General features: G+C 52.3%; 14 protein-coding genes. 8 read left to right on the forward strand and 6 right to left on the reverse strand.

The genetic code is table 11. The features are described 5' to 3' along the window. Positions 1 to 4: 4 nt before the first annotated feature. Positions 5 to 1,537, reverse strand: coding sequence for a D-alanyl-D-alanine carboxypeptidase/D-alanyl-D-alanine endopeptidase (gene dacB / locus ACS5NO_RS10975; protein WP_439415198.1), 1,533 nt, complete (start codon positions 1,535 to 1,537; stop codon positions 5 to 7). Positions 1,538 to 1,780: 243 nt separating this feature from the next. Here dacB and ACS5NO_RS10980 point away from each other — a divergent pair, with 243 nt between their 5' ends. The 5 genes from ACS5NO_RS10980 (at position 1,781) to ACS5NO_RS11000 (ending at position 6,706) form a co-directional block, all read left to right on the forward strand. Beyond that, positions 1,781 to 3,226 carry an MBL fold metallo-hydrolase RNA specificity domain-containing protein gene (locus ACS5NO_RS10980; RefSeq protein ID WP_439415199.1) on the forward strand — a complete coding sequence of 482 codons (1,446 nt, stop codon included), beginning with the start codon at positions 1,781 to 1,783 and terminating at the stop codon, positions 3,224 to 3,226. A gap of 139 nt (positions 3,227 to 3,365) precedes the next feature. Beyond that, positions 3,366 to 4,319 carry an acetyl-CoA carboxylase carboxyltransferase subunit alpha gene (locus ACS5NO_RS10985; RefSeq protein ID WP_114404686.1) on the forward strand — a complete coding sequence of 318 codons (954 nt, stop codon included), beginning with the start codon at positions 3,366 to 3,368 and terminating at the stop codon, positions 4,317 to 4,319. A gap of 11 nt (positions 4,320 to 4,330) precedes the next feature. Next, positions 4,331 to 4,996 (forward strand): HAD family hydrolase, encoded by a 666-nt coding sequence (locus ACS5NO_RS10990; RefSeq protein ID WP_439415200.1) that lies wholly within the window; start codon positions 4,331 to 4,333, stop codon positions 4,994 to 4,996. Further along, positions 4,959 to 6,104 (forward strand): site-2 protease family protein, encoded by a 1,146-nt coding sequence (locus ACS5NO_RS10995; RefSeq protein WP_439415201.1) that lies wholly within the window; start codon positions 4,959 to 4,961, stop codon positions 6,102 to 6,104. The genes ACS5NO_RS10990 and ACS5NO_RS10995 overlap by 38 nt, the downstream gene beginning before the upstream one ends. 35 nt (positions 6,105 to 6,139) lie before the next feature. Next, positions 6,140 to 6,706, forward strand: coding sequence for a 1-acyl-sn-glycerol-3-phosphate acyltransferase (locus ACS5NO_RS11000; RefSeq protein WP_439415202.1), 567 nt, complete (start codon positions 6,140 to 6,142; stop codon positions 6,704 to 6,706). Here ACS5NO_RS11000 and lpxB read toward each other — a convergent pair. Together lpxB and ACS5NO_RS11010 are read right to left on the reverse strand one after the other, a co-directional pair. Beyond that, the gene (lpxB, locus tag ACS5NO_RS11005) at positions 6,695 to 7,807 is read right to left on the reverse strand and encodes a lipid-A-disaccharide synthase (RefSeq protein WP_439415203.1); all 1,113 of its coding nucleotides are present in this window, start codon (positions 7,805 to 7,807) and stop codon (positions 6,695 to 6,697) included. The two genes, ACS5NO_RS11000 and lpxB, sit on opposite strands and share 12 nt — an antisense overlap. Before the next feature lie 3 nt (positions 7,808 to 7,810). Beyond that, positions 7,811 to 8,227, reverse strand: a complete 417-nt coding sequence (locus ACS5NO_RS11010) for a 6-pyruvoyl trahydropterin synthase family protein (RefSeq protein ID WP_439415204.1) — start codon at positions 8,225 to 8,227, stop codon at positions 7,811 to 7,813. A 310-nt stretch (positions 8,228 to 8,537) separates the two neighbouring features. Between ACS5NO_RS11010 and rfaD the strand changes: the two genes are divergently transcribed. Next, positions 8,538 to 9,503: an ADP-glyceromanno-heptose 6-epimerase gene (gene rfaD, locus ACS5NO_RS11015; protein ID WP_439415205.1), complete on the forward strand. Its 966-nt coding sequence runs from the start codon at positions 8,538 to 8,540 to the stop codon at positions 9,501 to 9,503. A gap of 36 nt (positions 9,504 to 9,539) precedes the next feature. Here rfaD and ACS5NO_RS11020 read toward each other — a convergent pair whose 3' ends face one another. Then, positions 9,540 to 11,078, reverse strand: coding sequence for a S8 family serine peptidase (locus tag ACS5NO_RS11020; protein WP_439415206.1), 1,539 nt, complete (start codon positions 11,076 to 11,078; stop codon positions 9,540 to 9,542). 84 nt (positions 11,079 to 11,162) lie between these two features. Here ACS5NO_RS11020 and ACS5NO_RS11025 point away from each other — a divergent pair, with 84 nt between their 5' ends. Further along, positions 11,163 to 12,464, forward strand: a complete 1,302-nt coding sequence (locus tag ACS5NO_RS11025; protein WP_439415207.1) for an aminopeptidase P N-terminal domain-containing protein — start codon at positions 11,163 to 11,165, stop codon at positions 12,462 to 12,464. Positions 12,465 to 12,536: 72 nt separating this feature from the next. Here the strand turns inward: ACS5NO_RS11025 and ACS5NO_RS11030 are convergent, their stop codons facing one another. Next, positions 12,537 to 13,109 carry a TetR family transcriptional regulator gene (locus ACS5NO_RS11030; protein ID WP_439415208.1) on the reverse strand — a complete coding sequence of 191 codons (573 nt, stop codon included), beginning with the start codon at positions 13,107 to 13,109 and terminating at the stop codon, positions 12,537 to 12,539. Positions 13,110 to 13,333: 224 nt separating this feature from the next. Further along, complete coding sequence (locus tag ACS5NO_RS11035; protein WP_138990488.1) at positions 13,334 to 13,765, reverse strand: WapI family immunity protein; 432 nt, start codon at positions 13,763 to 13,765, stop codon at positions 13,334 to 13,336. Positions 13,766 to 14,029: 264 nt separating this feature from the next. Between ACS5NO_RS11035 and ACS5NO_RS11040 the strand changes: the two genes are divergently transcribed. Further along, positions 14,030 to 15,238: a saccharopine dehydrogenase family protein gene (locus ACS5NO_RS11040; protein WP_439415209.1), complete on the forward strand. Its 1,209-nt coding sequence runs from the start codon at positions 14,030 to 14,032 to the stop codon at positions 15,236 to 15,238. Positions 15,239 to 15,257 lie beyond the last annotated feature (19 nt).

Raw genomic sequence — 15,257 nt, forward strand, 5'->3', positions numbered from 1 at the left:
GGGGTTATTCATTGACTTTAAGGGTTGTCAACTGGGCCATGATCTGTTCCAGATACCCCATGACGCCCTTCAGGGAACCGGGGTTGTATTTGTTCACCAAAATTGTAAAACTCAGGAGTTCTCCGTCGGCGGAGGTGGCATAGCCGGCATAGGCCCGTACCCCCTCGATGGTTCCGCTTTTGGCCCGCACGTTCCCGACGGCGGGTGTGCCACGTGCCAGGCTTTTGACCGTTCCCGACTCGCCCACCACAGGAATGCTGTCGTAAAACGGAAGAAAACTTTTCTCCTTCGACATCGCTGCCAGAATGCCGGAAAGATTTGCCGCCGTCAGCGCCCCAACCGGCGACAAACCGCTGCCATCTTTGGGGCGAAAACCGCTCAGGTCGACGCCCTTGCCCTGCCAGAACCGGGTCAGTTGCTGAACGGCCTGTTCGGTGTTTACCGGGGCTTTCGCCAGTGCATTGCCAGCCAGTATCAGCAGCGATTCGGCGTATAAATTGATGCTCTGGTGATTGGTCAGTCGCGCAATTTCGGAAAGCGGTACCGACATATGGAGGTGCAAGGGTTGTCGTCTGGTTGCCGGGGTGATCGGCGGTATTCCGGCCACGACCGGCGCTCCGATCCGGTTGGGCCCGATGGATTGGGGCAGGCTGTTGACGAAAATACCGGCTCGAGTTAGCTGGTCATGCAGGGCAAAAGCTGTAAAAAAGGCCGGATCGGGTAGGGAGCCTTTCACGCCAAATTCATTGACACCCGTCGGCACCGTTCCCTCCAGAAACACCTGGGTCGAAGGCGGAGCGTTGTAGATAATCACTTCGTCGCCCGAGCCTGCGGGGCCGGTTCGGACGTTGTTCTGAAGCTGGAGAAACGGCGTAGCGGGCTCCGTGCGCAGGAGTCCGGCGGGTTGCCCCACGGTTTTGGCGGGTTTAAAAACCGCCCGGTACAAATTCTCATTAAAATTTAGCCCGGAGATGCCAGCCCCGTAGTAATTGCCAATGTCGCCCCACACCCAGGTGTCCGGCACCGGCAGCGACTGAATCACCGTGGCGTCGCCAATGACCGAACCCCGGATTTGTTTGATGCCGGCACCCTGCACCATTTCCCGCCAGGTTCGCAGGAGGGTGGGGGCATCCGCAAATTCGGCGAAGCGGTTGCTGCCCAGTGTCGGATCGCCGGAACCCCGGATGTAGAGATTTCCGGTCAGAATGCTGTCCCGGATAGAACCGTCTGTTTCCAGAACCGTGCGGAAGGTGTAATTGTCACCCAGGACGGCCAGTGCCGTCGCCGTTGTAACCAGTTTGAGCGTAGAGGCTGAAGGCAGACTGAGCTGGGCGTTCACGTCGAGCAACGCCACACCATCGCGGACCCGGCGCACCGAAACGGCGGCTGTGCCATTGCGAACAAACGGGCTGGTTTGCAGTTGATTGACCGTTGTTTGAAGTCGTTGCAGGGCCAGCGAATCCGTTGCCGGGTGGGCCTGACAAAACGAAAGGATAACAAAAAAATAACCTAGTAGTAATGGTGTATACCGATGCATGGAAATACAAATAGGGAACACACGGTCAGTTGTTGCCATGAACTGGAAAAAGAAAGACCTTTTTGTTCGTTCGGTCGGTGTGCCGGTTCCTGATAGTTTATGAAAGCGGATTTCAGTAATATTGCAAAAATAGCCAGAATTTATAGCCCTTTTCTGTTGTTCTACCGAAATAAAAACTAGTTGTAGCTTCCTTTGAAACTGCACGATCGTGAGAATCAGTATCGAAGGCATTAATCGAATCGAATGAAGTTAACATTTTGGGGGGCAACCCGTCAGGTAACCGGTAGCATGTTTCTATTGGAGACAGAGGACCAGTACCGAATATTGATTGATTGCGGGGCCGATATGGATAAAAAAGCCGCCTTGAACGGCAACAGCCCGGAGGAGGATGAATCGCCGAAATCGGCTGCCGGTTTTTTTCCGTTTGAAGCGTCTTCGATCAACGTTGTTTTGCTGACCCACGCCCACATGGACCACAGCGGTAATCTTCCCAATTTGTACCGGGAGGGTTACGAAGGTCAGATTTTGTGTACAGATCCTACCTATTCATTGACCAACCTCCTGCTCCAAGACGCAGCTTCGCTCAACCACCGGCGGCTCAACGAAATGGGGAAAAGCAAAAAACAGAAGGTCCGGAAAAAAATGGCGAGCCTGCAAAAGGATTTATTTCTGGAAAAGCAGGTGCGGGAATCCATGGACAACGTGGTTCCGATTCAGTATAACCGGAAGTTTCGGCTCGGCGACAGCATCGATGTGACGTTTGTGCCGGCTGGTCATTTGCTCGGAGCGGCACATATTGTCATCAACGTTTACGAAAACGGCGAGAAAAAAAGTCTTTGCTTTTCGGGTGACATCGGTCGTAAAAACTACCCGCTGCTGGGCGATCCGGAGCCGATTCCGCAGGTCGATTACCTGATTTGCGAGTCGACCTACGGCAACCGGCTGCACATTAATAGCGAAACCCCGGAAGCCATGCTCGCCGATGTCATCCAGCGAACCTGCATCGACATTCCGGGTCGGCTGATCATTCCGTCGTTCTCGGTGGGCCGAACGCAGGCGCTGCTCTATACGCTCAACCGCCTGTATACCGAACAGGGTTTTCCGCCGATTAAAGTCTTCTCCGACAGTCCGTTGGCCCTCGAAAGTACAAAAGTGTACCAGAAGAACCTGCGGTTGTTGAACAAGGAAGCGAAGGCGTATCAGGAAGAAAATGAATCGTTGTTCGACTTTGTCAATTTCGAATACCTCGAAAGCTCGAAAGCCAGTCGCGAAGTCTCGAACTACAACCAGCCCTGCATCATCATTTCGTCGTCGGGCATGGTTCAGGGCGGGCGCGTGGAACAACACGTGGCGGCCAACATCAGCAATCCGTATTGCACCATCCTGATCATTGGGTATTGTGCCGAAGGAACCCTCGGCTGGCGGTTGCTGAACGGACAACCGACCATTTCGATCAAGGACAAGGAGGAACCGGTTTTGGCGAAGGTCGAACGGACCGACGTGTTCAGTGGTCACGGCGACCGCGATGATCTGGTGCGGTTTGTCAAACACCAGTCGCCCGAAAAGCTGAAAAAAGTGTTTCTGGTCCACGGCGAATTCACCAGCATGTCGGCTTTTCAGCAGACGCTGGCGGACGAAGGATTTACCAATGTGGAGATTCCGACCAAAGGCCAGACGTATGAGTTATAAGCGCGAAAGGTTGCTGAACCGGATTTTCCGCTAACTTTGCCAATCGAAAAAGTTGCCCCGTCCGTTTCCGGTTTTTGTTTTGGATCAAATGAAACCGGATGACGACACCTTAAATGGGCAGCAGACAACCAATTCTTGAATGAGGACGTATTTGGACTTCGAAAAACCTATAGCCGATTTAGAAGTACGACTGGTCGAAATGAAGAAACTGGCCGAAACCAGTAACGTAGATGTTACTGGTGCTGTAGCGTCACTGGAAATCAGTATTGAAAAACTCCGCAAGGAAATTTTTGAGAACCTTACCCGCTGGCAGCGCGTCCAACTTTCCCGCCATCCCGACCGGCCCTACACGCTCGATTACATTTCCCTGATGGGCGATCAGTTTGTTGAACTGCATGGTGATCGAACCGTTCGGGATGACCCCGCGATGGTCGGCGGTTTTGTCGAAATGGATGGCCAGACGGTCATGCTGATCGGTCAGCAGAAAGGGCGAAACACCAAGCAGCGCCAGCAACGCAACTTTGGCATGGCCAACCCGGAAGGCTACCGCAAAGCCCTTCGGCTGATGAAACTGGCCGAGAAATTCAATAAACCCATCGTGACGATGATCGACACGCCGGGTGCTTATCCGGGGCTGGAGGCTGAAGAACGGGGGCAGGGCGAAGCCATTGCCCGCAACCTCAAGGAAATGTTCATGCTTCAGGTGCCGGTGATCTGCATCGTCATCGGCGAAGGTGCTTCGGGCGGTGCGCTCGGAATCGGCATTGGCGACCGGGTTCTGATGCTCGAAAATACCTGGTATTCGGTGATTTCGCCCGAAAACTGCTCGACCATTCTCTGGCGTAGCTGGGATTATAAGGAGCAGGCGGCCGAAGCCATGAAGCTGTCGGCGCGGGATATGGAAAAAAATAAGCTCGTGGATGGCATCATCGAGGAGCCCGAAGGAGGAGCCCATACCGACCATGCCGAAATGGCCCGACGGATTAAAAAAACCATTCTGGAGAAAATTGAGGAACTCAACCAGTTTACGCCCGAAGAACGCATCGATCAGCGGATTGAGAAATTCTGTTCAATGGGGGTTGTGGTCGAATAATGGTAAATTCTATGGCAGGTGTCTTAAAACCGGGTATTAAAAATATCATTTTCGACCTCGGCGACGTCATTATTCCCATCGATCTGCGCGCGCCCATCCGCAATTTCGCTTCGCTTTCGGGCATGAGTGAAGAGGCTGTGGAAGCACTGTGGAAGGAACACGGCCTGACGATGCACTACGAAACCGGGTTGATCGACGATGCCGGTTTTCGGCAGCACGTCCGCGACCTGCTCAAAAATGATAGCTGGGCCGACGAGGTGATCGATACCGCCTGGAACACGGTTTTGCTCGATTTGCCCGTTGAACGGGTCGACCGCATCCGGGAACTGCACGGAAAATACCGGCTGTTTCTGTTGAGCAACACCAGTGCCATTCACATTCAGGGCGTCAATAAAATCTTCATGGAGCTGGGGCAACCGTCGCTGGAAGAACTTTTTGAGCGGGTCTACTACTCCTACGAGGTGAAAATGGCCAAACCCTCGCCCGCAATTTACCGGCATGTGCTGACTACCTCCGGTCTGGTGGCCGAAGAAACCCTGTTTTTAGATGACAATCCGCACAACATTCGCTCGGCGGCTGAGTTAGGTATCCATGCTGTGCAGGTGCAACCGCCCCTGTCGATTCTTGATTATCTTCGCGATGAATCCACCAACGAGGACATACCTCATTCAAGCTAGCCTTTTTGTTCTTACCCTGATTTCAACAACTGCGGCTGGTGCAGAATGGATGTATGGCCGTTCTTTTCTGGATCCGAAACACGGTATTGGCTGGCCGGAATTCTGGGATGGGCTTCACTATTCAATTCCGTTTCTGGCCATTCTGACGGTTCACGAATTCGGACATTTTTTTATGGCCCGGTACCACCACGTCCGGGTCACCTTGCCTTACTACATTCCGATGTGGTTCGGTTTCGGGCAAACGCTTGGCACGCTGGGAGCTTTTATCCGGATCCAGGATTTCATCAACAGCCGCAAGAAATTCTTCGATATTGGCATTGCCGGGCCATTAGCCGGATTTGTGCTGGCACTCATCGTTCTCTGGTACGGTTTTACACATTTGCCACCACCGGAACACATCTTTTCGATTCACCCCGAATACCAGAAATACGGATTGGCTTTCGGTCAATACGTTTATAAAAACCTGCCGCCCGAGAGTGCGATTCAGTTGGGGGATAACCTCTTGTTCTGGTTTTTCAAAACCTACGTTGCCGACCCGGCCCGTTTGCCGCATCCCTACGAAATGATCCATTATCCGTATTTGATGGCGGGTTATTTTGCCCTGTTTTTTACGTCACTCAACCTGATTCCGATTGGTCAACTGGACGGCGGTCACGTGCTGTACAGCCTGATTGGCCGCCGGGCGTTTCGGATGATTGCGCCGGTTTTGCTGGTGGGCTTTGCGTTTTATGCCGGATTGGGCTTCATCAAACCCTCCGATTTCATCGTCGCCAACGACGGCGTTTTTACCAACGAACTGGGTTATCTGGTGTTGTATGTCATCGGGTTGTTCGTCAGTTTTCAGAGTATCAGCGAAAACCGGATGACAGCCCTGACGCTGGCGTTGAGTGTGGTGGCTGGTCAGTTTTTAATCTCGTTCTTCTTTCCGGCGGCCGAAGGTTATCCCGGGTTTCTGTTATTTATTCTGATTCTGGGGCGTTTTCTGGGCGTTTACCACCCCGATACGGAGGACGATCAGCCATTAGGAACCGGTCGGGTGGTACTCGGCTGGCTGGCTTTGCTCATTTTTGTCCTGTGTTTTAGCCCCAAACCGTTTGTTTTTTCTTAAAATTGCCGCCCTCAACGTAGACGGTTTTAGAGGATATGTTTAGCGCACTGGCCCGGTGGCTCTATAAAGTAGCCGGATGGAAACTTCTCGGCGTGGTTCCGGATCTTCCCAAAGCGATTTGGGTCCTGGCTCCGCACAATACCAACTGGGATTTTCCGGTGGGCGTGGGAGCGCGGGCAACAACGCGCGTCTGGATTCAGTATCTGGCTAAAAAAGAATTGTTTACGTGGTATGCCGGCTGGTTTTTCCGGCTTCTGGGAGGCAAACCCGTCAACCGGAGCCGGGCCAACAACCTGGTGGATGCGATTGTGGATGTCTTTATCCAAAACGAGTACCTGCACATCTGCATTCCCCCCGAAGGCACCCGCAGCGATGTGGAGCGGCTCAAAACCGGCTTTTACTACATTGCCCTGAAGGCTGACGTTCCCATCATCCTTACCGGAATCGACTATCCCCGGAAAGCCGTTGTTCTGAGTGAACCGATGTATATGACCGGCGACTACCAGAAAGATATGCGCCCGATTTATGAGTTTTTCAGCCAGATTCAGGGTCAGCGGAAGGAATGGCTGAAGCGGTATGAAGAGACTGGCTTAATTTCGTAAATACTTCACCATCAGTTCCCCCGCGCGATCCGATGCGCCCGGTCCACCCACTTTCTCCCGCAATTCCGCGTAATCAGCCCGTTGTCGGTCGTGATCTGATCCGCCGGGGAGAATTTTCGTCAGTTCATCAACCAGACGTTCTGTGGTCAGTTCATACTGCTTCAACTCTTTGACGGCTTCCCGACCCAGAATGAGGTTGACCAGCGATATAAAAGGCACCGCAATGAGCCGACTGGCGACCTGAAAGGTCACCCACGACATTTTGTAGCAAACCACTTCAGGCACATTCAGTAGGGCGGTTTCCAGCGTGGCTGTTCCCGAAGTAACCAAAGCGGCCTCCGCAACCGCCAGCAAATCGTAGGCTGCGTCGGTCACGACCGGTATATCCGGCGCGTTTTTCAGCAAGGTTTCGTAGAGGGATTTCGGCAGATTGCTGACGCCGGAAACCACAAACTGGTGATTGGGGAAGTGCCGGACGGTTTCCAGCATGGCGGGCAGCAGCAGCGACACTTCCTGATGACGGCTGCCGGGCAGAAGGGCAATGATTGGTTTGTCACCCAACTGGTTCTTTTGCCGGAAAACCGGGTCAGGTCGGAAGGCGGCAATGGCGTCCATCAACGGGTTGCCGACGTAATCGACCGGGTAGTCGTATTGCTGGTAAAACGCCACTTCAAACGGAAAAATGACAAAAAGCCGGTCTACCACCGCCTTGATTTTTAAAGCGCGTTTCTGGTTCCAGGCCCATACTTTGGGCGAGATGTAATAGAAAACCGGAATGCCGTGCTTTTTGGCAAAGGTAGCCATCCGCAGGTTAAAACCGGCGTAATCGATCAGAATCAAAACATCTGGGTGGGTTTCAAGCAAATCCCGCTGGCAATCACGCAGGTTTTTCCGGATGGTTCCCAGGTTTTGAACCACTTCGAGAAAGCCCATGAACGCCATTGAGCGATAGTGCCGGACGAGTGTGGCTCCGGCTTCTTCCATTTGCTCACCACCCCAGGCCCGAAAGCGGGCATTGGGGTCGTGGTGGTGTATGGCTTTAATCAGATTGCCGCCGTGGAGGTCGCCGGAGCGCTCTCCGGCAATGAGGTAGTACGTCATCGGTTATTCCCCATAATAATCCACGTAATTTTTCGGGGTCTCGTATAAGCGGATGCGGTGAAGCCGGGCTTCGGTAAGCTGACCTAGGGCGCGATCCAGAATTTTCCAGATTTCGACGATAAAGATCTCACAACTAGCCATTTTTCCCTGCATGAAATCGACATCCAGGTTGAGGTTTTTGTGATCGACCTTGTCGATCACTTCGGTTTTCACCAGATCGCCCAGCACTTTCAGGTCGATGACGAAACCCGTGTCAGGATTGGGTTCCCCTTTGACGGTTACAATTAACTCAAAGTTGTGACCATGTCCGTTCACATTGGCACACGGACCAAATACTTCTTTATTTTTCTCGTCAGACCAGGCCGGGTTAAATAACCGGTGGGCTGCGTTAAAATGCTCTTTTCTGCTAATATATACCATTATTCACCATCGCCGGGGCGATTCGTCGTTTCGGGTAGGTTTTATACCACCACTTGATTTGGTTGCAAAATTACGGCCTTCGGAGCGTTAATAAAAATCCAAATTTTAACCGACTGCGCTTCCGCATTGGTGAACAAAATAGAGCGGTTTTACGGCCATGCAGGAAAATCAATATTGGAATATTTCTATTTTTTCATCAAAACGTGGATTGGTTGGTGTAGTGAATTATCCTAACTTTACACCCTATTTAGGATGTTAACACGTAATTTTAATCTAACCTAAAACAATCGTTGCTCAATTTCTACGGAGTATGATCATTGTTACGGGCGCTACAGGCTTCATCGGAAGCTGTCTGATTTCAAGACTGAATCAGGAAAATTTCAATGCTATCATTGCTGTGGATGATTTTTCACGGGACGACAAGCTGGCCAATCTGGAAGAAAAACGCATTCTTGAACGGGTCGACCGGGAAGCGTTTTTCGACTGGCTGGACAACAATTACCATGAGATTGAATTTTTATTCCACATCGGTGCCCGAACCGACACGACGGAGTTTGACCGCAGTATTTTCGAACACCTCAATGTCGAGTATTCCAAGAAAATCTGGCAGAAATGCATCGAGTACCAGATTCCGCTGGTCTATGCATCCTCGGCGGCTACCTACGGGCTGGGCGAATTGGGCTACGATGACAATGAATCGCTTATTCCGCAGCTAAAACCGCTCAATCCCTACGGCGACTCCAAAAACGAGTTTGATATCTGGGTTTTGGAACAGGAAAAACACCCGTTCTTCTGGGCCGGTTTGAAATTCTTCAACGTCTACGGGCCAAACGAATACCACAAAAGCCGCATGGCTTCCGTTATCTACCACGCCTTTTGTCAGATACAGCAAAAAGGTTCGATGAAATTGTTCCGGTCGCATCACCCGAATTTCGCAGACGGTGAACAGATGCGCGATTTCATTTATGTGAAGGACGTTGTGGAGGTCTGTATGTTTTTGATGCACCACCGCCGGAACTCCGGGATCTACAACCTCGGCAGCGGCAAAGCCCGAACCTTCCTGGATTTGGCCAACAACACCTTTCAGGCCATGGGCGTGACGCCCCAGATCGAGTTCATCGACACGCCCGAAGACATCCGTGACAAATATCAGTATTATACGCAGGCCACGATGAGCAAACTGCGCTCCATCGGGTATTCCCAGCCGTTTCGATCGCTGGAAGCCGGTATTGAGGATTACGTGAAAAATTACCTGGGGCCGGGGAAATATCTGTGAGGTTTCCACGGTTGGAAGACCGTGGAAACTGCCCATTTACTGCCAGATAATTTCGACAACTTCCTTCTTTAAATCCACCGTTGTCCGTTTTTCGTCGTGATTCCGGCGCAGCAGAATCGCGCCGTTCTGAACCCGCATCGATTCCTGTTGCAGAACGCGGGTATCATCTTTTTTGTGGAAAACAGACACCGATACATCGGCATAGTCGGGCAGCGGCAGCGAATACGTTTTGCCCGTCACTTTAATGGATTTTGCCGAAGCGGCCAATGTCTGCCCCTTGGCCATCGCCAGCGCGCGTGAAGCCTGCGGGACGCCATAGCCAATGTAATTGTTGCCGTAGGGATAGAGGTGCGACGATTTTTCGATAATGGCAATCAGTTCTTTGTTGGTCAGCTTCGGATTGGCCTGCATCAGACAGGCGGCAAAACCGGTGATGACCGGAGCCGAAAGCGAGGTGCCATACAGCGAAAAACAGGAAACGTTCGGTTTCAGATAGGGGAGAAATTCCGGTCCAATGCTGCTGTAGCCAATGCGGTTCCAGACCTTGTTGTTGGTGGCTCCCACGGCCAGCACGCCTTGTGCGTCGGCCGGGGTTGAAATGATGCGCCAGGAGCGGTCGTCGCCCTCGTTGCCGGCCGAAACGATGACCAGGATGCCCTTTTTGTCGGCGGCCAGTTGAGCGGCTTTGCTGATCAGGCTCGTGTGGCCGTCCATCTGGTTGGGCTGGTAGTTTTCTTTGGGGTTCGTAAAGCCTTTGGCATAGCCCAGCGAGGTGTTGATGATGCGCACGCCCAGGCTGTCCATCCACTCCATGGCAGCAATCCAGTTGTCTTCTTCGCCCCGAAATTCGCGGGCACCGTGGTCGGTACGGGCGAGGTAGAAGGTGGCATCGGTGGCTAAACCGTACTGAATATTTTCGTTGGGATCGTGGCCCGAAATGGCGGCCATCACTTCCGTGCCGTGAAAGTCGGAGAGGGTTTCGAGTGAACCGAAAAAGGCGTTGCGGGGGCGACTGGTATTGACGTAGTCGCGCACTTCCCTGATCCCGTTTCGCTGAAAAATGTGTTTCAAGGCACTGGCCGAATCTGCTCCGAAATACCCCGCATCGATCACGCCGATGGTTACATTTCGGGCCGTCATGCCAGCGCGACCGAACACCTCCGCCTGAATTTGCGACATCACCGGTGCCATCTGCACCTTTGAAATGTCGTGATCGATGCTGTTGATGACAAGGTGCTGATCAATGGGAACAAGGTCCTTCACAAACGACAAGGCCTTCACTTGTTGCGCCTGTCCGGCGGTCAGTTCGGCCGAAACCGCATTGAGCCAGCGTGAACGGAAGAGCGGACGAACGCCATGGTGGGAGAGAGCCTGCAAGTAGGCCGGATTGAGCGGCAGGTCCGTTTCGTCGACGGGGAGCCCCATCGACTGGCGATTGGAGAGGGTGAGGGGAGAAAGCGACGGTTTTTCAGCAGAAGGCTTGTCCTTCAGGGTAATCCAGTATTTGGATTGGGCGTTTGTGATACCGGCTCCGAAGAGCGTGATCCCAAAAAGAAGCGCAACAATTTTTTTCATTGAAACGAAAGCATCAATTTTAGGCATTAATATACAAAATCATATTGATATTACCGAATTGGGCGATTTGAAACCTTACTCCGCATGAAGTATACACCCATCAGCAACGAATTGTTTATCCGAAACCGCCGACGGCTGGCGGAAGTATTGAAACCCAAATCCGTCGTGGTTCTGAACGCCAACGACATCATGCCGACCAATGCCGACGGTACGATGGGTTTCCGGCAGAATAACGACCTCTTTTACCTTTCCGGCGTCGATCAGGAAGAAACCATTCTGGTGTTGTTTCCCGATCATCCGGACGAGCGGTTTCGCGAAGTTCTGTTTCTGCGGGAAACGAGCGAGCTGATTGAAATCTGGGAAGGGCATAAGCTGACCAAGGAAGAAGCGGAGCAAACCTCGGGCATTTCCCGGAAGTCGGTTTTCTGGACGCACGAATTCGACCGTGTGTTTATCCAGATGGTTTTTGAGGCTGAACACATTTATCTGAACACCAACGAACACACCCGGAACTCGTCGGAGGTGGAAAGTCGCGAAGCCCGGGGCATCCGCCAGTTTCGGGAAAAATACCCGCTTCACCGGTATGAGCGACTGGCGCCGTTGATGCATTTTCTTCGGGCGATCAAACAGCCGGAGGAAGTGGCCCTGCTCAGCGAAGCAATCCGGATTACGGAAGCTGGTTTTCGGCGGCTGTTGCCTTTCATCAAACCCGGTGTGTGGGAGTACGAAATTGAAGCCGAACTGCTCCACGAATTTGTCCGGCAGCGGTCGCAGGGGTTTGCCTATACGCCAATCATCGCATCCGGGGCCAGCGCCTGTGTTTTGCACTATATCGAGAACAACCGCCCATGCCAGGACGGGGAAGTCATCTTGCTGGACGTGGCCGCTGAATACGCAAATTACAACGCCGACCTGACGCGCAGTCTGCCGGTGAACGGGCGGTTTACGGAGCGGCAGAAAGCCGTTTATCAGGCGGTGCTGCATGTGATGAAGGAAGCGAAAAAACTGCTGGTGCCGGGCAATGTCTGGGACGATTACCACAAGGAAGTCGGCCGCATCATGGAGTCGCAACTGATCGGGCTGGGCCTGCTCGACCGGCAGGAGGTGGCAAAACAGGACCCTGACAATCCGCTGTACCGCCAGTATTTCATGCACGGAACTTCCCATTTCCTCGGTCTGGATGTGCATGATGTGGGTAACAAATACCGCAAATTCGAAGCCGGAATGGTATTTACCTGTGAACCGGGCATCTATATACGCAAAGAAGGTTTGGGCATCCGGCTGGAGAACAATCTTCTGATAACGGAAACCGGAAACATCGACCTGATGGATTCGATCCCAATCGAAATCGAAGAAATTGAGGATTTGATGCACCAAAAACCGTGACGCACCCTGACTTTCGCACCGCTGACAGGGTCTACGACTGTACGATAGCCCGGCGCTGTCAGGGTGCGAAAGTCAGGGGGTGAGTGTATCGCAAATTCGGTGAATGGCGCGTTCGATCCGCTTCCAGCCTTCGTCCGATTGCAAATCAAGGGTCATAAAATGGTTCTGATTGGGGGCAATGAGCAGGAGCATGGTGATGCCCGAAACCAGAATGGCGGTCACGGCGCTCTGGTCCTCCTTGTCGTTGGTAAAAAACTGGTCGAGAACCTTCTGAAATGATTCGTTACGGGCAATTGCCAACTGCTGACTCAGGTAGGAACCCGGATTGCTGATTTCCCATTTGAGCATTTCCTGAGCCGGCATCCGTCCTTTCAACTCGCGCAGCAGTCCAACCAGGTAGTCGACCCGGGTTTGTTTTTTGACGGTTGGATCGGTTTCCGGGTGTTTAGCCAGAAACTGCTGGTTGTAATCGGTCAGAAAATGGCCTTCGTGCAGAAACCGTTCCATCAGACCCTCCCAGCCTCCAAAATACCGGTAAATAAGCACCTTATTGACTCCCGCTCTTTCGGCTACCGCGTTGATTCCAACCCGGTTGACGCCCCGTTCAGAAATCACTTCCCCTACAGCCTGAAGTATGCGCGCCATAGTCTGTGTGCGACTCCTTTTCCGAACTTCTATCATTCCACTAGGCTTAAACGTCCGGGGGCAAACAGGCCCCATTTCGGTTTGGTTTTAAAGCTAAACTTGATTTCGTATCGGAAGCAAAGGTAGGTGTTTTCGACTAAACGGTTTTTGTTTTTGAGAATTGTCAGACAAAAAAATGGGAAAAGCTAGAAAACGGTAACCCGATCAAATTTGTATAATTTGACTTAACGCTCCGGAAAAAGGGCCAGTTGATTGACTAAATCCCGGATGGCTTCGCGCAGTTGGAACCGGGTTAAGGTAACATCCATCAGGAGTGGAAAATCGGGGTAAGGATGCCAGGATGGCGTTAGGGTGCCGTCCAACTGAATTTGCAGCCGGTACTGTTCATTGGGCAGGGAAGAGGCTTCGACGTTCAGGCCCGGTTCCGAAAACGAGACCGTGACGTGATTGATAGCGCGGCTCCAGAGCAGTTTAAGACCGTTGATCAGCCGCTTGATTTCGTAGGTTTGCAGCGGTGCCGATTGGGTATAGGATTCTTTTTGCCATTCGGTCGACAGTTCGCAGAGCAGGCTGTTGCGTTCCCGCCAGTTGGTTGCTTTCACACCGTAGCCTTTGATCGATAGTTCAAATGAACCGGTAGAACTCTTCAGTTTCATCGCGTTGGGGAGGGTTTTGTTGCAAAAATAGACTTTTGCCTATCTACCAAATATACTATACCGGCGGGTGGTGTCCAAATCAAAAACCGGAATCTTTTTTAATGACCCCGTTCAATCTTTTTCCGGAAATTCTGTCAACAACGCGGCCGGGCTGGCTATCTTTGCGCGAATTTGTTCAACCCTGTTTGTTGGTTTCTGCCGGTAGTATCGGACTGATGAAAATCCGCAGAACGTAACAAATCTTAAACAGTTATACGAAATCAAATGGCTAAAGTGCTGATTATTGGTGCCGGCGGAGTCGGGAGTGTCGTTGCGCACAAATGTGCGTTGAATGCGGACGTCTTCACAGACATTATGCTGGCCAGCCGGACACTTTCCAAGTGCGATAAAATTGCCGCCGAAATTCGGGAAATGCACGGCGTGGAAATCAAAACGGCGAAGGTCGATGCCGACGTGGTGGCCGAAATGGTCAAGCTGATCAAGCAGTTCCAGCCGTATCTGGTTATCAATGTCGCCTTGCCCTATCAGGATTTGCCCATCATGGATGCCTGTCTGGAAACCCGGACGCACTACATGGACACCGCCAATTACGAGCCGAAAGATGTCGCCAAGTTCGAATATAGCTGGCAATGGGCCTATCAGGAGCGGTTTAAGGAAGCCGGTATTATGGCGCTGTTGGGTTGTGGCTTCGATCCGGGCGCCACGCAGGTGTTTACGGCCTACGCAGCCAAGCACCACTTCGACGAGATGCACTACCTGGACATTGTCGATTGCAATGCGGGGAACCACGGCAAGGCATTTGCCACCAATTTCAATCCCGAAATCAACATCCGGGAGATAACGCAGCCTGGGCGGTATTGGGAAAACGGCGAATGGATCGAAATCGAAGCCATGTCGATTCATAAACCGATCGTTTACCCCGAGATAGGCCCAAAAGAGTCGTACGTGCTCTACCACGAAGAACTCGAATCACTGGTTAAAAACTTCCCGACGCTGAAACGCGCCCGGTTCTGGATGACGTTCGGGCAGGCTTACATCACCCACCTTCAGGTGCTGGAAAACGTGGGCATGACCAGCATCAAACCGATCCAGTTTCAGGGAATCGATATTGTGCCGCTGGAATTTCTGAAAGCCGTGTTGCCGGCTCCCGACTCCCTGGGAGAAAACTACACGGGGCAGACTTCGATCGGTTGCCAGATCAAAGGCATCAAGGACGGCCATGAAAAAACGTATTTCATCTGGAACAACTGCGACCACGCCGAGACCTATAAGGAAGTTCGGGGGCAGGCGGTGAGCTACACCACGGGTGTCCCGGCCATGATCGGTGCCATGCTGATGCTGAAAGGCGTCTGGATGCAGCCCGGCGTCTGGAACTGCGAAGAACTCGACCCCGATCCGTTCATCGAACAAATGAACAAACAGGGCCTGCCAGTTCAGGACCAAATCAATCAGCCGCTGAGCGTAGAAAATTAAGTGTGAAGAGTTATGAGTG

Source organism: Larkinella fluvii, assembly GCF_051857545.1.
Taxonomy (GTDB): domain Bacteria; phylum Bacteroidota; class Bacteroidia; order Cytophagales; family Spirosomataceae; genus Larkinella.